We start from the raw sequence: 19774 nt of genomic DNA, 5'->3' as shown, positions 1-19774 counted from the left end.
CTTTATAAAGATTTTATGCCGAGATAAAAAAACTTTATAAAAACTTTATAGTGACAAAATTGAAAACCCTTTAATCTAATAGGGACAAACAATAAGTGAAAAGATCATGCAGTCAGTATTCAAAATACAGTATTTAAAAGCCGCATTTTTAAGTGTGTTGATGCCACTTGTGGTGGTACTCACGATTTTTCCGTTTCGAGAACTGTTTACAACCACTGATATTGTGATGTTACAGCTGCTTTGGGTGACTTGGGTTGCGGTGCGAAGTAATCGTCGTGTGGCTGCGCTTACCACCTTAGTGAGTGTTGCCTGCACTGACTGGTTTTATGTGGTGCCGTATTTTACTTTTCATATCGAAAATATTGAATATGTGGTTACCTTTTTGGTGATGCTGATTGTGGGTTTAGTAATAAGCCACCTAGCCGGTGAGCTCAATACTAAGGTTCGCGATGTGCAAGCCCATGCAAGTAATAGTCGTTTGTTGTATGAACTAGCTAAAAAGCTCAATGATCTCGATAGCCTTGAGGAGCAAAAGCAGCTGTTTTTAACGACCATGGCTGCGCACTTAAAGGTTGCGTGTGACTGGCAGCTAACAGGCTCTGGGCAGTTTATTTATTTAAACGAACAACAAGTTGAATTTGGCGGTATTGCATTTGCTAAAGCGCTTAATGCTGAGCAACTTGCTTTGGCGAATACAGCATGCTCTTTACTATATCAGGTTCAAGAAAAAACCTTATTGCGTGAGCAATCCGCGGCGATCAAAGTACAGGCGGAGCTAGAAAGGTCAAAAAACACCTTATTGCGTAGTTTATCCCATGACTTGCGTACGCCATTAGCAACTATAATGGGCGCATCGAGCATGTTGGCTGATGATGATATTCAACTAAGCTCAGAGGTTATCAAAGAGCAAGCAGCTAATATTTATGAGCAAAGTAAAATTCTTAATCAGCACTTTGATAAAGTCATGGAGCTCAGTAAAGTTAATAAATTAGCTGAGAATATCAACTGGCAAAAGCTGCCTATTTTGACTCTTGTTAGCGAAGCAAAATCACGTCGCCAGCAGCAATTACAATGCTTTAAATTGAAGATTGAGGCTCAGCCAAAGAGTCTCTGCTTTGGTGATGAAACCTTACTTGAAATTGCCTTTGCCAATATGCTCGAGAACGCAGCGCGCTATGGTAATGGCACAGCAAGCATGCAATTTATTGAAACAGATAGTGAGTACCGAATTGTGTTAACCAATCCTTTTGCTAATAAGCATGAGGCGAGTCAATATGAAGGAGTCGGTTTAGGGAGTGTGATCTGTGATGTGGTTGCTAAGTGTCATCAAGGGCGCTTTGAATTAACTCTCAATGAGCAAACAAAGCAGGCGACAGCTATATTAACTTGGAGTAACAGCCGTGGCTAATATTTTGGTTTTAGAGGACTCTGCGCCTCTGCAAAGTTTTTTAAAAACACTGCTAAAAGCCAGCAATCATGAAGTCAGTGTGTGCGCTAAAGGGCTTGATGCATTTGCACTTTTAAGCCAACAACAGTTTGATTTAGTGCTACTTGATTTAGGTTTACTTGATATGGATGGGCAAGATTGGCTGGTGGAGTTTAGGCAGTGGAGTCTGCTCCCTGTATTAGTACTTTCTGCACGCGATGGCGAAACAGAAAAAGTCACCGCGCTTGATAATGGCGCTAACGATTATCTGACCAAACCATTCAGTGCAAACGAATTATTAGCGCGTATTCGGGTGCTATTGCGCGCACAAACAACACCAAGCCTAACTCTGCAATGCGGCGATATTCACATCGACCCACATAAGCACGTGGTCCGTAAAGGCGCTGAAGAAGTTAAACTAACTAAAAAAGAGTACGCTATATTGCTGTTGTTATTTCAGCAAAAAGACAAGGTGCTAACACATAACGCTATTTTATCTGAGGTGTGGGGTGAGCAGTATATTAATCGCCCTGAATATGTACGTGTACACATTGGTCAATTACGGCAAAAGCTCGAACAAAATGCAGCGAGCCCGAAGCATATCTTAACTGAGCCCGCGGTGGGTTATCGGTTGGTTGAATAAATTATCGCTTAACAACGCTTTAAGTTGTGTTTGTCACAGACCTTAGGTACTGTTTTAGTAAATAAAATAATAAAGTGGAAGTCTTTTCATTGGCTATGCATCAAAATACTGGGCAAGGCATTAGTTCACTGTCGAATACCCAGCTTGAAGACGTGATTGCAGAAATTGAGCAGGCTATTGATTGGCATCAATCATGGTATAAAAATTTGTTAAGATGCTTAATTGCAGATACTCCCGCAAATGAACAAGACTTAAGCGATAATGCTCATAACCTCTGTCGCTTTGGGCAATGGTTTAATAAGCTTCCCGAGCAGACCCTAAACCTTCATTCTTATTTTTCAGAAATCGCTTGTGCACACCAAAAAATGCATCAAGGTGCCAAGGTCCTGTTATCGTTAAAAGAAACTAAGTCTGCTATTACTGTCAATCTATTGGATCAGTTTCATGCCGATTTAGATAGGCTACATGAATTATTTGAGACCCTTATTGATGAGTTCTCTGAATTGCTGCACACCCGAGACCCTTTAACGGGAGCGTTGAATCGAACGAATTTAGAAGAAAACCTGCAAAAAGAGCATGAGCTTTGCAAACGTAAATTGCTTAGCTGCGCGCTGATAATGATCGACCTTGATCACTTTAAGCAAGTGAACGACGAGTTTGGCCATGCTGCGGGCGATAAGGTGTTAATCGCGCTTGTTAAATGCATTAAATCTCATCTAAGAGAGTACGACCAATTGTATCGTTATGGCGGCGAAGAGTTTTTAGTCTGTTTACCCCAAACCGAGCTTGAAGGTGCCAAGTCATTTTCTGAGCGATTAAGAGCTGGGGTTGCTGCTTTAAAAATCGAAATTGATAATGATAAACACATTAATGTAACAGGCTCATTTGGTGTTTCGTTAGTAAATGCTAATGATGATATCGAAACAGCAATCGAAAGGGCCGATCAAGCCATGTATCAAGCTAAAAGGTCTGGCCGCAATCGAGTGTGTGAAGCTTGATTGGTAGCTTTGGAGCTTTATTTTATTGAACAGGGAAAAAGTGACAGTATACAAACTGTCACTGCACATGAGGTCAGTCGTATTTCGTTTCTAAATCGTTTGCTGTGTGATAACTTTCGTGAGTTTTTAGCTGCTCTAAATAACGTTTGATTTCAGGGAAGTGCGCAAGCAGACCTGCCTCATCAGCTTTTTCTACAACAAATGACATCATAAAGTCAGCCCCAGTCAGTGTATCATCAACTAAGTACTGTTTACCTTTTAGTTGTTGATTCACATAGCTCAGTATTTTACCAATTTCATTATCAGCATAGTCACCTATAAAGTTGGTTTTACAACCATCTTTTGTAATAAAGAGCTTTAATAAAAAAGGCACCATTGCAGAACTTTCGGCAAAGTGAAGCCATTGCTGGTAACTAACGTAGCTATCAGATTGTGGTTCTGGCATGTATTTGCCTTTACCATACGTTGTTATTAAATAATCGGTAATGGCACCCGATTCGGTAATAACTTTGCCACTATCTTCAATTACAGGGGCCTTACCTAGTGGGTGAATTTCTTTTAGCTCATCAGGGGCTAAAAACGTTTCGGGGTTGCGCTGATAAGCAACAAGGTCGTAGTCAATGCCTAGCTCTTCTAAAAGCCAAATAATACGCTTTGAACGCGATTTATTTAAGTGATGAAGTTTAATCATAAGTTATCCTTTTGTGGGCGTGATTTCACTACGCCCACATAATTTGAATGGATCAGTATTACAGTGGCTTTTGTACTTGAACAACCGTTTTACCGAAGTTTTCACCGTTTAACATAGCGTTAAAGGCATCAAGTGTATTTTCAAAATCAGCTTCTAGGTGCTCTTTGTATTGAATTTTCCCTTCTTTTAGCCATTGCTGCATATCTTTTGCAAACTCGTCATAGCGATCCCTGTAATCATCAAAAATAATAAAGCCTTGTACTTTAATACGCTTTCTTAAAATCAAGCCCATCAGCATCGATAAACGATCAGGCCCAGGTGGCAATTCAGTTGCATTGTACTGTGATACTAAACCACACAAGGGCACACGCGCTTTTGTATTGAGTAAAGGCAGCACCGCATCAAGAACATGACCACCGACATTTTCATAGTAAAGATCAATGCCTTGGTCACAAGCGGCTTTTAGTTGCTCATCGAAGTCGTCAGCTTTATGATCAATACATGCGTCAAAGCCTAAGTGTTCTACAGCGTGTTGGCATTTTTCATCACCGCCTGCTACACCGACAACCTTACAGCCTTTAATTTTGGCGATTTGACCTACAGTTGCACCAACTGGCCCCGTTGCTGCTGCCACAACGACCGTTTCGCCCGCTTTTGGCTCACCAATATCCAGTAATCCCATATAGGCAGTAAATCCTGGCATGCCTAAAATTCCGAGTGCGTAAGAAGGGTTGTCTGGGTTTTCACCTAGTTTCATTAGCCCTTCAGTATTACTAATCGCATATTCTTGCCAGCCTGTGTAAGCCAATACCCATTCACCTACTTTATAATCGGGATGCGCTGATTGCTCAACCTGACAGATGGTTGCACCAACCATTACATCGCCAATTTCAACAGGATCTGCATAAGACTCCGCATCGCTCATGCGGCCTCGCATATAAGGGTCAAGAGATAAATAAATTGTTCTTAATAATACTTCACCCTGTTTAGGTGATGATACTGAGTTTGTCTTTAACGCAACGTTACTTTTCGTTGCAGGGCCATTCGGGCGTGACTCGAGAATATATTGACGGTTTTGAAGATCAGACATGCTTAGCTCCTATGACTTAGCTTTTAATTCTGTGTAATAAAGAGGTGCGGGCACGCCAATAGAAATCAATGATTAAATTGTTACCAAGTAGGGAATGTTAATTGCAGTTAAGCAACAATCCATTTTGCACCACGTATTATTACGGTGTATGCTGAAAAAATATTCAGCTGATCAAAAAGGATTGATATGAAAGGTATTTCTTTAATAATAATGGCGCTTGTTATGGGGCTTACTGCAACCAATGCACAAGCGAATTCAGGGACTTTGTCGGTTGATCCTACTTTGCCAGCAGGAAGTGCATTTGCGTTTGAAAATGATGCAAGGCGATACCCAAAAGAAAGTGAATTCAGCATTGTTCATAGCGTGTTGATGAGCAGTGAAAGTGGCAGGCGTTTAGCGGTTGTCACCATTGAGAATAAAGCGTCAGGCTCGCGTATTTTACAAGCTGATCATATTATGGCTTTGTTTGCTGATGGCTCAAGAATACACCCATCCTCTTTCAGTGGCGGTGTTAAGCTTGATAACGGAGAAAAACGTTCGTTAACGCTGTCTTTTGGTGAAAATGAATATCCAATTTTAGCTGTATACACCAGTTTAGATAATTAAAAGGACGATTATGAGACTTCACACACTTATTGCTGTGACTAGCTTTTTATGCACGCCGCTTGCATTGGCAATTGATAGCCAGGACTTTGTGAAAGATAACGTGTTCACTCAAGGTGTAGAAGGGCCAACCATGTACAACGATACTTTATACGCAGTGAATTATGCTGAGCAGGGTACTATTGGACGTGTTGATAACATGGGTAAGTCATCATTATTTGTGCGTTTACCAAATGACAGCGTTGGTAATGGCTTGCAATTTGATGAACAAGGTAACCTCTATATTGCTGATTATGTAAATCATAATATTTTAAAAGTACCTGCCAATACTCATCAAGTCGAAGTGTTTGCACATAACGCTAAAATGAATCAGCCAAATGACATTAGTATCACTAAAAGTGGGGCATTGTTTGCAAGTGATCCGAACTGGTCAAAGAGTACAGGCCAGTTGTGGCGCATTAATACCGATGGCAGCACTGAGCTTCTTGAAAAAAATATGGGCACAACCAATGGCGTGGCTGTGAACGGTGACAATACTAAACTTTACGTAAATGAAAGTGTGCAGCGTGTGGTTTGGCAATATGATCTTGACGATGAGCTAAACATCAGTAACAAACAAGAGCTGATACGCTTTGACGACCATGGTCTTGATGGCATGCGAGTAAACAGTAAAGGTCAAATTTTCATTACTCGTTATGGCGCGGGCAAAGTGCTTAAAGTATCACCCAAAGGCAAGGTGTTAAAAACTTATAAACTAAAAGGCCAACACCCAACTAATCTAACATTTAATGAGTCACAAACTAAAATGTATGTGACTATGCAAAAACGTGGCGCTATCGAAGTGATAGAACTTTAGCCTTGCTTTGCTCGCGTAATGGCGGCTGTTATTGCCGCTTTCGCTTGCGGGCTATTTTGCCAACACGTTGAATGCAGCATCGACGCGACTCGCTCCGCAATTGTGTTTGCATCAAACCCTGCTAACTCCTCAAACGATTCAATACCAATTTCTTCAAACCGTTTTACAACCGTTGGCCCAACGCCTTTTAGTGCTAATAAAGCATCTCGTTCTTTATCGTTAAATGGCATGTTTTCGTTCCTTGTTCATTGAGTCTATAAAATGATGAGGGGCATCTAGTCCTAGAAAAACAGTGTCGATATCACCTATAGGTTCAATGAGGTTAATTTTAATATTTGGGTTGCCAGAGTAGTTATAACGTTTGATTGTGCCAGCGCGTGAAATGAAATCGGTATTTAAATCAATGGTTTTGATATTTGCTAAAGCAATATTGTAAGCAGGATATAGCCCATAGCGAATAATGAGTTGCGATTTACTAATAGACACAGGACGCTTCGCAACCGCTCGGTACTCTGCAATGAAGAAAAAAAGGCTAAATATAGTTAAACCAGTGATAATGTTTGCTGCTGATGATGACCATACAAAATGTATAAAGAGATGCATCATGGGCAACTCTAATAAGATAATAAAAATAAAGCCAAGTAAGTTAGCTTGTGCGCCATCTTTATTATGATAACTAAAATGTAGTTCACCAGTGAAATAGCTTGGTTTAATGTGTTTAGCGTAAAATAAGAAAGCCCACATCCGTGTTTCGAAACATAAAAAGTTTGCAATTGCGTTTTGTTTGAAAAGCTTGTTAATTGGCCGTTCAATAGCTATATCGGGATCGGTCTTCTGGCTTAAAGCAGATTTTATTGCCAGATAGACAGTAATGAGAGCGCTTAGTTCTAAAATTACAATCAAAGCTAAAAGCCCGTAACGACCTTGCTCTAAGTAATTCATTAAAAATTTGTTTTGCTCTGGAATGATGTAACTCCCCACCAAAATAGCGAGTGAACACAACATCAATGCTTTTAAAGCTGCTTCTTTCTTATTTTTAATTAATATTAAGCAAAGTACTGGTAATACTATCAGTGAATCAAGTAGGTATAACCATTCAAAGTTTGCATTTCCAAAGTCATTCAGTGGATGACTTCCTTGGTAATAAATACCCCAAAAAAGACTAATACTAATTAGGAAAATAAATGGAATTTTTGACTTTATTGATTTGAGCATAACATCTTCCCTGTTGCTTAATTGCTCATATCATAACTAACAATTAAAGCACTGTCCTTTTTTATAGTTGATATAGTTAGTTACTATTCGTTTGAAATAAAAAAAGCGCACCGGGCAGGGTGCGCTTGTGGGGATCAATCCTGTGTAGCTAAAACAGTAGGATTAATTAGAAGCTTGGAGCATATCTCAGTGATACACCCACCGAGCGGCCAATCACACTGTAATCACTCACGGTGTTAAAGTGGTTTGCGCCTACCTCAGGTGTTGGCGGTTCACGGTCTAATAAGTTATCGACACCAAAGTTAACCGCAAGTTCCTCATTAACTTGCCAAGCCGCAGCAAAATCTAAGTAGTTCTGCGCTGAAATGGTTTCTGAGCGGTCAACAGCGTACTCAACTTCGCCGATTCTGCGCCAGCCAAGTTGGAAGTTCATATCGTCTAACTGCCAATCAATGCTTGCACGGTGTTTGTAATCTGCTTGCAAAATACTCGCAAAGTCACCAGAACATGCGCTGCCGTAAGTGCCTTTACAGTCAATTTCTGGCACTGTACTGTTGTTTTGGCGAGTTTGTTTTGTAACAAAGTTACCTTGATACGAGAACCTGAAACGACCACCCATTTGCTCTGGCGCATCAATCACGTAGTTGGCTGCAACATCGATACCCTCTTGTTCAATCGCGGCTAGGTTAAAGTCGTTCACGATCGCTGTACTAATAAAGCCTGTATTCGGATCGCGAAGTACCGCACCACACAATGGATTGTTCGGATTCGGATCGTCAATATAACAGCTTTGTAGTGCTGCGCCTGGTTGAATTTGGCTTACAGCATCGGTGACACGGATACTGTAATAATCAACGGACAAATCAAAACCGTCTATATAACTTGGTGTGTATACAACGCCGAGTGTATCTGACTCTGCTTGTTCTGGTTTGATATTCGGGTTGCCACCGTAGGTATACTCAGCGGTGCTTGAATCGAACTGTGTACCAACAGCAGGTGCGCCAAAGGCAGCACATTGTGTTGCATCACCTGTGCCTAATAAGCAAGGATCGCCGTTATAGCGCCCAGCGAGACGAGGTACAAATTGGTCACTGTTTTGATCGAATAACGATAATGAAAGTGCTGTAATTGGGCTGGCAAATTCACCTAAGTTAGGTGCTCTAAATGCTGTTAAGCGGTTTGCACGAATACGAATATCACTATTAATTGCCCAGTTGATACCTAGTTTGTAGGTGTCTTCTGCTTCTGTGTTTGAATAATCAGAAATACGGTACGCACCTTCAAAGCTAAGCTCTTCAGCAAAAGGTTGGTCAACTAAAATTGGCACTAAAATTTCGGCATAGAACTCTTCAGAACTAAAGCTTGCATCCATATCGAACGCGCTGATTGAAGCAAAGCTGGTGCCGTTTCTAAAAGCATCGCCTGGTGTTTGTTTACCAGTTTCTTTACGGTATTCATAACCAATTGCAAAATCAATAGCACCGGCTGGTAACTCAAATAGGAACCCAGAATCACCCGATAAGGTTGCTGATATCACACTTTGTGTACGGTCGCGGGTGGTATAAAGCAAGGGATCGCTAAAGTCACTAAAATCATGGTTCGGATCAAAAATATCCACGGAGTTTGCCAATGCAGCAAAGCGGCTGTTGCCATTGTTATCATTACGGTAAGCGTTGTTGTAAATAGTCGCCACTTCATCGGTTTTGCCGTATTGACCGTATACATCGTAGCGTAAGTAGTCGGTAATATCGCCTTTTAAACCCAATTGGAATTGCATTGAGTCACGCACTGCTTTGGTGTGTTGAACACCCAAACCTAAATTACGTTCAACATTAACAAGGGCATTGCCTTCACTGTCAAATGTTAGTTGGTCACGTAGCTCATCAGGGATATAAGCATTGTCTTGTGAAAGAGTCACTTGCTCATTAACAAAAATAGGTGTTTGACCACTCGCTCCCGCACCATTAACGGTTACTTTTGAGTACATAGCGCGACCATAAGCGATTGCACTGTCGCTTACGTCAACATCAAATAGTAACCCAGCAGAGAAACGATCCATTGGCTGTGTTAAGTAGCGGTGAGGAGTAAAATCAGAGGTTTGGCGTTCATTTGTTACAGCACCTGCATCGGTAATTGCAAGGCTATTGCCAGAAGCTACGTCAGTGTAGTAACCACCGCTATTAATTAAAGGTGTCGAGTTTTCAAGTGCATAATCACGTTCACCCGCTAATAACTCCTTACGCTCTGTGTAACCTAAATAACCGGTAATGTGGCCACGGCCATCAGCAATATCGCCACCAAAAATCGCCTCGAAATTTAGTTTTTCGTTACCGCCATCAGCACTTTCATAGCTGGTTGAAAACTCCGCACCAGTAAAATCATCATCTAAAACGAAGTTGACAACACCAGCCACTGCATCGGCACCGTAAACGGCCGCAGCTCCGCCAGTTAATACATCAACGCGTTTAATTAATCCGGCAGGAATGGTATTTACGTCAACCGAGTTACGAAAACTAAATGGTACGGCGCGAGTACCGTCAATAAGTACCAATGTTCGGTTTTGACCTAGGCCGCGTAAATCAATAGTTGATGAGCCAAATGAGTCACCAACTGTTGCCCCCGTACTGTTTGCACCCGCCGCAGCTTGCGGCAGCTTTGCTGTGATATCTTCTACGTTTACTGCGCGGTCGAGATGGATTTGCGCTTCGTCAACACTGACGACAGGGCTGCTAGAGGCAAGCTCTGCACGTTGGATACGCGACCCTGTTACAGTGATTACTTCTGGCTTTTTTACTTGTTCTGCTTCTTCAGCATGGGCTACGCCGATAATTGAACTTACTGCGATCGCAAGTGGCGAGAGCAGTAAAAGCGAGCGCGTTGTGGATGTTGTCTTTGCTTTCATGTTGATTCCCTAGCGTTTTATCATTTAAATCAACGCTGGTTGGCTTATTACCTAGACCATTTAGTTAATTTAATGAGTCATACTTTTTGTTATGATGCGTTCCGTGTTCTCCTTTTGGGGAGTTCACTCGTACAGTTTTAAAGCAATTTAAAAATCTTTGCAATAATTATTCTTTGAATCTATTATTTTAAAATATAAACTATTCCAACATCCAAGCTTGTTTATTTTCATATAAAAAGCTGATTTTAAGTGATTTATTTATGCATCAACATATTGAAAAACTGTACTTAAGCGCCAAAAAAGAAAAAAAATTAATTGTTGGTCTGATGAGTGGAACCTCACTAGACGGCCTTGATATCGCGTTATGTGAGGTATCAGGACAGGGTATGAATACCCATGTTGACGTTATAAAATTCACCACAGTTGACTACGACGATGATTATAAGTCACGAGTTAAACGGGTGTTTGCAAAGCGAGAGTGTGATCTTGAAGAGGTGACTCTACTAAACCCATGGATTGGTCAATTACATGGTGACATGGTTGCAAAAACCCTAGCCAAGTGGAATGTAGCGAAAGAGCTTGTCGATGTCATAGCAAGCCATGGACAAACGATTTACCACTGTCCAAAAAGTCAGCATAAGCGCCCAGAATACGGCAATGCAACATTACAAATTGGCGATAGTGATCACCTTGCTGTTGCTGCAGGAATCACCACTATTGGCGATTTTAGACAAAAACACATTGCAGCAGGAGGTGAAGGTGCACCCCTTGCGGTGTATGGCGACTATTTGTATTTCACAAGCACCAGCGAAAACCGCATATTGCTTAATATGGGCGGCATTGCAAACTTGACCTACTTACCTAAATCAGCCGATGCGCGTGCTGTTTTTAGCTCAGATATAGGCCCTGGCAATACTATTATGGATGCATATATTCAGCGCTATTTTGCGCCGCTGCATTATGATAAAGATGCTGCAATCGCAAGCCAAGGAAAGGTAAGTGAACTTTTGTTAAATGCACTCTGTGATAATGCATTCTTCGGCCTTGCTTTTCCAAAAACCACAGGCCCCGAAGTGTTTAATTTAGGCTATTTAGCAGCGGCCCAAGCACGTAGCAACACCGAGCACTTGTCTCACTTTGATGTCATGGCAACACTGGTGCATTTTTCTGGGTTAATGATTGCCAAAGCAATAACTCAATGTAGTGACGGCCTTAGTCGAGTTGCAGTGTATGCAAGTGGTGGTGGGGTGCATAACCCATTATTAATGAAAGTTATTTTAGACAACTGCCCACAACTTTCAGCTATCAAAAACACAGATGAATTAGGTATAAACCCTGATGCCAAAGAGGCGGTGTTATTTGCTATTTTAGCAAATGAATGTTTGTCGGGTGGGCAACAGCGATTTGGTAATACCGAGCAGGGGATTCCCGATATTACCATGGGTAAAATTAGCTTTTCTGACTAAAAAAAAGCCAAGAAGCTAGCGCCAATACTACTAATGTAATGGCGTAAGCTTTGCGCTTTATCTTGCTGCTTAGTTAAGTTTTCAGCTGTACAGCTGCTAGCAGCAAGGCTCACATCAAACTGCGCACTGTCTTTTAAAGTGGCATGCTTGCCATGTAGCATGAGTTGCAATACAAACTCGCCGCTATGCGTCACATCATTTAGTGTAAGCATAATAACGTGCTGCTCTAAATCGTTTTGCGTAAGTGTATGGGCAGTAAAATAGGCAGACTCTCGCGCATCAGGACGTGTTGCACTAATAGAGATTACATCGCCCTGATGGGCATCATCTGGTAGCACGCAGCAAAAAACGACACGCTTTTGCTCATCGGCAATAAAATGCAATTGTTCATATTCTACAGTATGCGCAAGTGCAGCACACATAGGATCGTCACTAGAGGGGAGTGCAAACGAAAGTTGCACCAAGGCACTGTCCATTACTTCTTCATTACGTGGGTGATTAAATTAGCGTCAATTATTGATCAGTTAAATGACAAAATTATGACTATTGTCATAAAGCGTATTATTTATTTTAGTGTCTGTTCAACTTTGTACTTTCTGTTCCAAAACTGGAATGGTTTGTTTTTCGGCAGTGGCAGACCTTACAAAGTTAGCTTGACATATTAATATGGGCCCTTTTCTGAGAGGGCTGTGGTCAAAATATAATTGCTTATTTATCTGAAGTAGGTACATTGTGAATCTAGAACAGTGCAGAGAAAGCTAAAATAATAATAGCTAAGCTTATAAATCTAGCTAAGTTAGCCAGAGTCTCTAAAACCGCATAGCATAAATAATTATCAAATCCGGTAGAGCGTCTCAATTAAACAGGCGATTACGCGGCATAAAAGTGTGCCACATAAACTCAAAAATCTTCATTGCGATAATGCATTGTTGTCCTAAACATACAAAAAACTATGCCAAATATTACGTATTAGGTAGGCGTTATGAAATAAAAATCAATTTATTTATAACAAGTAGTAAATCAAAAAAGGAAAATTTAATGTTTATAAGGGTGTTTTTTTTCATTTTTATAATTCTATCTTTCAATACTAGCTCAAAAAGTCTTAATCACATTACGACAAAAACAGATGGAAAAATTGATAAAGCAATTGATGTAGCAGTTAGTGAGGATGGTCAATTCGTTTATGTAGCTGGCTTTTCTAGTGGAAGCAGTGAAAACGATCTTGTTGTATTTAAAAGGGATCTAACAAACGGCACTCTCAGCGCAGTCCAATCTGTACCTAATTCGTTTTCTCTTCTTAGAGTTTACGCACTATTGTTAAGTAGTGACCAAAAAAATGTTTATGCGCTAGAAGAGGATGGCGACAAGCTATCCGTGCTTAGCCGAGATAGTGAAACAGGTATGCTAAGTGAAGTCCAAAATATTAGAGCTGTTGACTTTCCTGAGACTAATATTTCCGGTACTACAGTTTTGGCTGAAAGCAATGATGGCAAATACATATTGGTAAGCGGTGGCGACCTCACCCTATCTGTATTTAAAAGAGAAGCGGATACAGGAAGGCTTGAATTTGTTAATTTATACGAAATAGAGCCTGACGTTTCTTTTGGCTATGAAGTTCGGGATCTAAAATTCTCACCAAATAGTAACTCTTTCTATATCGCTGGACCTTCAGGGATTGCGGTATTTAGCTTTAATGAGTCTAGTGGTGATATTTCATTTTTATGGTCCGAAAATGGTTTTACTAACGATGCATTGGGCACTCTGGTGTCAAGTTGGGAAATAGCCGTTAATGAGGGCAATAACGATGTTTATCTTGCTTCAAGTTCAGGCCTGCACGTTTTTCAAAATAACTTAGGGACTGGTGAGTTGCAATTAAAGCAATATATCGAAATAGAGGCTTTAAAACATACCATGGTTGCCCCTCGTAAAATTGAAATTAATAATAATATGCTCTATGTCGTAGTAGGGGAAGATGGTAACTCTGGTTCCTTTGAACATAATGGCATTATTCAATTTGCTATCAACGATGTGTCTGGCATTTTAACGCAGGTTGATGCAATTTTTAATGGTACTGATATTGAACTAATGCATGGCCCGATGGATATAGAATTCACCTCTTCAGGTGAGCATGCTTATGTACCATCATATTTGAGTGGCGTATTGTTAGCTTTTACAAGAAATCAAGTAAATGGAAAGCTGTCGTATCAAACTGTTACGAATGCAGAGAATGGCGATAGGGGAATTGCCAGCCCTAAAGATATAATTGCTAGTGATGACAACAGGTTTTTATATGTCACTGATAGACTCTCAGGTATTTCAGTGTTTGAATTCTCAGAGCAATCTGAGTCACTAAAATTTTTACAGAATAATTCACCACACGATTTTGAATCAAGACAATTTGATACTAGCCTTATTCTAAGTCCTGATGGGAAGCACATTTACTTACCTGAAAGTGGGATGGACGCAAAGATTCATTTATTTGAACGCTCAAATATCACCGGTAAAGTAGCCCTGACTAAAACTTTCGACAAAGACAATGACTGGGTAAATGATTTTGATGAGGCTACTTCATTTGTAATTAGCGCTGATGGTAAGTATGTTTTTGCTTCCCACTCGAATAGTAAATGGTTGTTGACAGTATTTTTGCGAGATTCAACTACCGGTAACTTAACACTGATTGATAGAGTTCAGAATAATCGCTATGGCAATTTAGAAGGAATTGCTGAATTCGATGGTGCTGTGTACACAAAGATTATGCCCGATAATGAGCACCTACTTGTCTATTCAAATAGTTCTGATTTAGCGCTGTTTTCAATTGACCAATCATCAGGAAAACTGATCTTAAAACAATTGATGGAGAACGAACTTTTTGGTGTTTCTAATAGTAGAATAACCACTGCCTCTGTAGGGCTGTATGGTAATACATTATATTTTCCTTATGAAACTCGTGATGATTCATCATTAGTGATTGACTCAGGGATAATTGTTGCTGAGCTAAACACTGAATCCAACATAATATCGCAAATCCATAAATACAGTACTAACGAGCAATTATATGAGTGGTTACAGGGAGAATTAGAGATAGTTCTTGATTCTACTATTGGGCGTATCTATTTAACTAAGAATCATGGAGATTCCTTCATAACCTTGGGTATTAATGACACTACCAAAGAGTTGTTAATGTTAGAAGAAATAGAGCTTAAAGGAACTGAATTGAAAAAGTTAGGCGAGCCAATTCTGGTCAACACTTTTCATGATGGTAAATATATTCTGAGCGTAGATTCCTTTAATAGTAATTTTAGTGTGTTTAGAAAAAACACCCCTCCAAAGCTAAATGTAGATGACCTAAACTTTAGTATACGCGTTGGTGAGTATCAATTAATTGATTTTGATGATGTTTTCTCTGATTTCGATGATGACCTGTTGATGTTTGAAATAGTTGGAAATACTCCAGACTGGATGAACTTAGAAGCTTCATTTATTGAAGGTACACCAGGTTCAACTGATGTGGGCACAACTTTTGGGATAAAAGTTTCAGATGGGGTAGATAGAATAATCACAGAAGTGGGTATAGAGGTGATAAATACTAAGCCCTATTTCATAGGCTCAGAGACATCGTATAACGTTAATATAGATGAAGAAATCAACGTTAATTTTGATGAGCTGTTCGAAGATATTGATAACGATACTTTGACTTATGAAATCAAAGGAGCATTACCCTCTTGGCTAAACTTTTCTGAAAGTATCTTAAAAGGTACCCCGTCAGCTTCAGATGTTAAGGCAGAATTTACTTTAAAAGTATTCGATGGAGTAAATGATATCGAAGTCGCTTTCACTATTAATGTTATAAAGCCTACCCCCGAGATTGATAATGACACGACAACTAAAAGTGGAGGCGTTTTTTTTGAACTGACGCTGCTTGGAATTATAATCCTAATTCTTAGGTTTATTAATGCTTTTGGGTTGGTCAGAAACTTCAAATTTCGTAATTGATTGAGTTCGTTATACTTAATAAGGCGCTGTAACCGTTCTCTGGTACAGTCGCCTTGTAGTTCTTCGTTATACAAGGTGGCGTAGTGCGGTGATATGTGTATTTTAATATTAGGTTTGTATTTAGGTTAATTAAAGGATGCAAAAAAACCTGCGATATGTTTTCTTAATTTCTCAATGGGGGATGAAACTAATCCAATAAAGATACTCCCGATGAGTGGAGTTCGCTGCGCTAAAGTTTCGGGGGAAGAGTAGTACGGTCCTTAATAAAAGTTTTTATGCGTATTTACTACGTGCCATGAAAACCGTGAGTAGACTTATTGCATCTCAATAAATCTGGTATTCACCTTTAGGTTTATTGCTGTACATGAACGACTCGAGTTCCGACTTAAGTACTTCGACGATATCGGTTGTAAACGATGTTCTTATTTCGCCGGAGTCTAAATACCTCAGTAGATCAACTTCATGTTTAATAGCTGACTGAATTGAGTAAGTTATAGGGTAGGTGACTTTAAACTGCTGATGTGAGACGACGTTATCAGGGTTTTCTATGTCAACATAGAAGGTTAGCTGTTCATTTTCTTCACAAATATCACTGCAAGTACCATGGTCTCGAATGTAATCCATGACTATATTTTTAATGAAAATATCGAACTCATTCATATTAATCCCTCAATATATGCCCGTCCATTGGGTACAACTAAAATCTAGCAAAGAATAATAAATCTAGCCAACGCTATTTTGCAGATTTTTAGTTAACCCTCTCTGAATGAGGGGTAATGAAATAGTAGAGGGAGTAATTAATTAAGTTCTTTACAGTAGTTTTTCATGAGGGTTTAGATAGAACATCTTCTTCCATCCTTGGGTTTCATTTGTCATTAACCAAGGCAGTGGTAGCAGAGATAAAATTGAATAGTGAACGTGTGACGGTTTACCAATTGCGTTGCCAGAATTACCTAATGTGCCGATGGTATCACCTATTTTAACAAGGCTCCCACTCGCGACTGAAAGGCTATCTAGGTGAGAAAAGTAATGAATACGCCACTTAGGCCCTAAAATAGCAATTGCTTTACCACCCTTGTTGAGATGACCTGAAAAAACAACTATGCCAGAGCTTGCAGCTGAAACGGGGGTTCCCTTCTCGCCAAATATATCTATACCTTTATGTACAACAGAAGAGCCCCAAGGTTCGAACCAAAAAGTTTCATGGTTCCAATCACTCGGTGTCGCTCCTTTAACAGGAATAATGATTTTTTCTGGTATCAACATGCCAATTAAGATTATCAAGCCTAAAGTAAGGAAACTATATTTTATGTATTTCATTGTCTTATCCATGACATATTTTTAATTAAAGCTGACCCATTAAACTCATTAATAGTCTAAAAAACAATACAAAAAAACAATACAAAACAACGCCACCTGTTGTTTGGAACACTCTGATTCATAATGAGGGGGAATTTTATGTACTTTAGAGTGAATTTTTATCTTTAGTTTAAAGCGTGAGCCGTAAAAGGGAAGAAAGTGCTTCAAGGTATGGTGAAGCACTTTTAATGAATAGGTTAATGTGTAGATTTAAGAATAACGTGGGGAGCGAGCTTATTAACTACGCGCCTAATTCAGCTCTTACGATTTCAGCACCTTGACTAAGTGCGCTTAGTTTAGCTCTAGCTATATCTCTTGAAAGCGGTGCCATACCGCAGTTGGTACAGGGGTAGAGTTTGTCAGCATCTACATATTTGAGAGCTTCGCGCAACGTTGCGGCCACTTCATCGGGTGTTTCAATATCAGTGGTTGCTACATCAATTGCACCAACCATTACTTTTTTACCGCGAATAAGTTCAAGCAGTTCAATAGGTACGCGAGAGTTGTGACACTCCAGCGAAATAATATCGATATTCGATTTTTGTAGTTTTGGAAACACTTCTTCGTATTGACGCCATTCACTCCCAAGCGTTTGTTTCCAATCTGTGTTTGCTTTGATGCCATAGCCGTAGCAAATGTGTACGGCTGTTTCGCATTTTAAGCCTTCGATTGCTCTTTCTAGACACTTAATGCCCCAGTCATTTACATCATCAAAAAATACATTAAACGCAGGCTCATCAAATTGAATAATATCAACGCCAGCGGCTTCGAGCTCTTTGGCTTCTTGATTGAGAATTTTGGCAAATTCCCAAGCCAGCTTTTCTCGGCTTTGATAGTGGGCGTCATACAAGGTGTCTATCATTGTCATAGGGCCTGGCAATGCCCACTTTATTGGCTGTTTGGTTTGTGAACGTAAAAATTTAGCGTCTTCAACAAACACCGACTTACTGCGTGATACCGGCCCAATGACGCTTGGTACACTTGCCTCGTAGCGATTGCGAATAGTAACTGTTTTACGGTTTTCAAAGTCAACACCATTCAAATGTTCAATAAAGGTGGTTACAAAGTGTTGGCGTGTTTGCTCACCGTCGCTGACAATATCAACGCCAGCCTGTTGTTGCTCTTGCAGGGCTACACGTAGCGCATCTTGTTTGCCATCAATAAGCTCTGCGCCTTGTAACTTCCATGGCGACCATAGAGTTTCGGGTTCAGCGAGCCAAGAAGGTTTTGGTAAGCTGCCCGCTGTCGATGTTGGTAATAATTTTTTCATGTTAACTCTCATTAAATCGCGTAGTTAGCCGACCACTGTTCCAAAACTGATTGATAAGGCTTAATAAAGTGCTGTTCAGTAAACTTGCCTTGAGCAATGGCAAGTTGGCTGCGTTCTTCGCGGTCATAAACTATCTGTGTGATAGAGTGATCGGCATTTCGTAAATTTGGTTGATACTTGCTACCCGCTACGGCGTTTGCGTTATAGATCTCTGGTCGGTAAATCTTTTGAAATGTTTCCATGGTACTGATTGTGCTGATTAGCTCTAAATTAGTGTAATCATTCAATAAGTCACCAAAGAAATAGAACGCCAAAGGTGCAACGCTGTTTGGTGGCATAAAGTAACGAACTTGTAAGCCCATCTTTTTGAAATACTGTTCTGTGAGTGACGATTCATTAGGTTGATACTCGACACCTAAAACAGGGTGGTGATTTTCAGTCCGGTGATATGTTTTATTGTCAGAAACGCTTAGGCAAATAACCGGAGGCTTCTTGAAGTGCTGTTTATAAATTTCTGAATCAATAAAGTATTTAAATAACTTACCGTGTAGATCGCCAAAGTTATCTGGAATACTAAATTCTTCTCTGCTTTTATTGTGATCAAGTAATAGCACACTAAAATCATAATCACGGACATACGATGAGAAGTTGTTACCAACAATTCCCTCAATACGTTCATTGGTTTTATGGTCAATGATATTGGTCTTTAAAACTTCAATTGAAGGAAACGCTTCACCACTACCTGCAATATCTAAATCAACAGAGATAATTTCAAGCTCAACAGAATAGCGGTTGCCTTGTGGATTATCCCAATTTGCCAGTGCATTGAAACGGTTATCTATCATTTTTAATGCATTACGTAAGTTCTGCTGGCGACTTTCGCCACGTGCTAGGTTAGCGAAGTTAGTGGTAATACGGGTGCTGTTTGACGGTTGGTAATTTTCGTCAAAGCGAATACTCTTAATTGTAAATGAGAAATTATGTTTCATGGCAATGTACCTAATGTCCTGAGATAAATGATTGCTGCTCACCTTCCTTTAATAGCTAGGTCATTAACCTTGAGGTGGCTTGGGTATCTATTTATACGTGCCCCGCATCATGAAGAAAAACGTTTTTATTTCAGGTAAAACATGAATTTGATTCATACCTGAATGAGGTGATTAGTTTATCGAGTGGCAAAGAGAGGATAATATCTGGAAAAATAACTTTGAATGTCTAGATGGCTAGATGTTTTTATTGGTGTTGTGATTTTTTCATATAAA

At 39.9% G+C, this 19774-nt stretch carries 17 protein-coding genes; 7 read left to right on the top strand and 10 right to left on the bottom strand.

Annotated elements, in window-relative coordinates; all coding sequences use genetic code 11:
• Window positions 1-106: 106 nt before the first annotated feature.
• The 3 genes from L3Q70_RS20175 to L3Q70_RS20165 all read left to right on the top strand — a co-directional run bounded on the left by L3Q70_RS20175 (window position 107) and on the right by L3Q70_RS20165 (window position 3067).
• On the top strand, window positions 107-1408 hold the full coding sequence (locus L3Q70_RS20175) for a DUF4118 domain-containing protein (RefSeq protein WP_237115466.1): 1302 nt from the start codon (window positions 107-109) through the stop codon (window positions 1406-1408).
• Window positions 1401-2069, top strand: coding sequence for a response regulator transcription factor (locus L3Q70_RS20170; RefSeq protein WP_237115465.1), 669 nt, complete (start codon window positions 1401-1403; stop codon window positions 2067-2069). The genes L3Q70_RS20175 and L3Q70_RS20170 overlap by 8 nt, the downstream gene beginning before the upstream one ends.
• Window positions 2070-2164: 95 nt before the next feature.
• Window positions 2165-3067 carry a diguanylate cyclase gene (locus L3Q70_RS20165; RefSeq protein WP_237115718.1) on the top strand — a complete coding sequence of 301 codons (903 nt, stop codon included), beginning with the start codon at window positions 2165-2167 and terminating at the stop codon, window positions 3065-3067.
• A gap of 73 nt (window positions 3068-3140) precedes the next feature.
• Here the strand turns inward: L3Q70_RS20165 and L3Q70_RS20160 are convergent, their stop codons facing one another.
• Window positions 3141-3758 (bottom strand): glutathione S-transferase, encoded by a 618-nt coding sequence (locus L3Q70_RS20160; protein ID WP_237115464.1) that lies wholly within the window; start codon window positions 3756-3758, stop codon window positions 3141-3143.
• A 58-nt stretch (window positions 3759-3816) separates the two neighbouring features.
• Complete coding sequence (locus tag L3Q70_RS20155) at window positions 3817-4848, bottom strand: NADP-dependent oxidoreductase (RefSeq protein WP_237115463.1); 1032 nt, start codon at window positions 4846-4848, stop codon at window positions 3817-3819.
• A gap of 186 nt (window positions 4849-5034) precedes the next feature.
• Here L3Q70_RS20155 and L3Q70_RS20150 point away from each other — a divergent pair, with 186 nt between their 5' ends.
• Together L3Q70_RS20150 and L3Q70_RS20145 are read left to right on the top strand one after the other, a co-directional pair.
• The gene (locus tag L3Q70_RS20150) at window positions 5035-5454 is read left to right on the top strand and encodes a hypothetical protein (protein WP_062567735.1); all 420 of its coding nucleotides are present in this window, start codon (window positions 5035-5037) and stop codon (window positions 5452-5454) included.
• 10 nt (window positions 5455-5464) lie between these two features.
• A complete protein-coding gene (locus L3Q70_RS20145; protein ID WP_237115462.1) occupies window positions 5465-6307 on the top strand; it encodes an SMP-30/gluconolactonase/LRE family protein in 843 nt (280 codons plus the stop codon).
• Here the strand turns inward: L3Q70_RS20145 and L3Q70_RS20140 are convergent.
• The 3 genes from L3Q70_RS20140 to L3Q70_RS20130 all read right to left on the bottom strand — a co-directional run bounded on the left by L3Q70_RS20140 (window position 6304) and on the right by L3Q70_RS20130 (window position 10424).
• Window positions 6304-6537, bottom strand: coding sequence for a helix-hairpin-helix domain-containing protein (locus L3Q70_RS20140; RefSeq protein ID WP_237115461.1), 234 nt, complete (start codon window positions 6535-6537; stop codon window positions 6304-6306). The two genes, L3Q70_RS20145 and L3Q70_RS20140, sit on opposite strands and share 4 nt — an antisense overlap.
• A complete protein-coding gene (locus tag L3Q70_RS20135) occupies window positions 6527-7522 on the bottom strand; it encodes a hypothetical protein (RefSeq protein WP_237115460.1) in 996 nt (331 codons plus the stop codon). Before L3Q70_RS20135 ends, L3Q70_RS20140 begins: the two co-directional genes overlap by 11 nt.
• A gap of 166 nt (window positions 7523-7688) precedes the next feature.
• On the bottom strand, window positions 7689-10424 hold the full coding sequence (locus tag L3Q70_RS20130) for a TonB-dependent receptor (RefSeq protein ID WP_237115459.1): 2736 nt from the start codon (window positions 10422-10424) through the stop codon (window positions 7689-7691).
• A gap of 260 nt (window positions 10425-10684) precedes the next feature.
• Here L3Q70_RS20130 and L3Q70_RS20125 point away from each other — a divergent pair, with 260 nt between their 5' ends.
• Window positions 10685-11890, top strand: coding sequence for an anhydro-N-acetylmuramic acid kinase (locus L3Q70_RS20125; RefSeq protein ID WP_237115458.1), 1206 nt, complete (start codon window positions 10685-10687; stop codon window positions 11888-11890).
• On the opposite strand, the gene L3Q70_RS20120 is transcribed toward L3Q70_RS20125, so the two are convergent.
• A complete protein-coding gene (locus L3Q70_RS20120) occupies window positions 11887-12366 on the bottom strand; it encodes a hypothetical protein (RefSeq protein ID WP_237115457.1) in 480 nt (159 codons plus the stop codon). The two genes, L3Q70_RS20125 and L3Q70_RS20120, sit on opposite strands and share 4 nt — an antisense overlap.
• 562 nt (window positions 12367-12928) lie before the next feature.
• Between L3Q70_RS20120 and L3Q70_RS20115 the strand changes: the two genes are divergently transcribed.
• Window positions 12929-15883: a beta-propeller fold lactonase family protein gene (locus tag L3Q70_RS20115; RefSeq protein ID WP_237115456.1), complete on the top strand. Its 2955-nt coding sequence runs from the start codon at window positions 12929-12931 to the stop codon at window positions 15881-15883.
• Window positions 15884-16207: 324 nt separating this feature from the next.
• Here the strand turns inward: L3Q70_RS20115 and L3Q70_RS20110 are convergent, their stop codons facing one another.
• The 4 genes from L3Q70_RS20110 to L3Q70_RS20095 all read right to left on the bottom strand — a co-directional run bounded on the left by L3Q70_RS20110 (window position 16208) and on the right by L3Q70_RS20095 (window position 19501).
• The gene (locus tag L3Q70_RS20110) at window positions 16208-16543 is read right to left on the bottom strand and encodes a hypothetical protein (protein ID WP_237115455.1); all 336 of its coding nucleotides are present in this window, start codon (window positions 16541-16543) and stop codon (window positions 16208-16210) included.
• A 150-nt stretch (window positions 16544-16693) separates the two neighbouring features.
• On the bottom strand, window positions 16694-17203 hold the full coding sequence (locus tag L3Q70_RS20105; RefSeq protein ID WP_237115454.1) for a M23 family metallopeptidase: 510 nt from the start codon (window positions 17201-17203) through the stop codon (window positions 16694-16696).
• 280 nt (window positions 17204-17483) lie between these two features.
• Window positions 17484-18512 carry a methionine synthase gene (locus L3Q70_RS20100; RefSeq protein ID WP_062568154.1) on the bottom strand — a complete coding sequence of 343 codons (1029 nt, stop codon included), beginning with the start codon at window positions 18510-18512 and terminating at the stop codon, window positions 17484-17486.
• Window positions 18513-18523: 11 nt separating this feature from the next.
• The gene (locus L3Q70_RS20095; RefSeq protein ID WP_237115453.1) at window positions 18524-19501 is read right to left on the bottom strand and encodes a DUF1852 domain-containing protein; all 978 of its coding nucleotides are present in this window, start codon (window positions 19499-19501) and stop codon (window positions 18524-18526) included.
• Window positions 19502-19774 lie beyond the last annotated feature (273 nt).

Origin of the sequence: Pseudoalteromonas sp. CF6-2, assembly GCF_021729425.1 — a bacterium.
GTDB classification, from domain to species: domain Bacteria; phylum Pseudomonadota; class Gammaproteobacteria; order Enterobacterales; family Alteromonadaceae; genus Pseudoalteromonas; species Pseudoalteromonas arabiensis.
The sequence above is the reverse complement of the archived record's forward strand: the minus strand, read 5'-3'. Positions and strand labels throughout refer to the sequence as shown.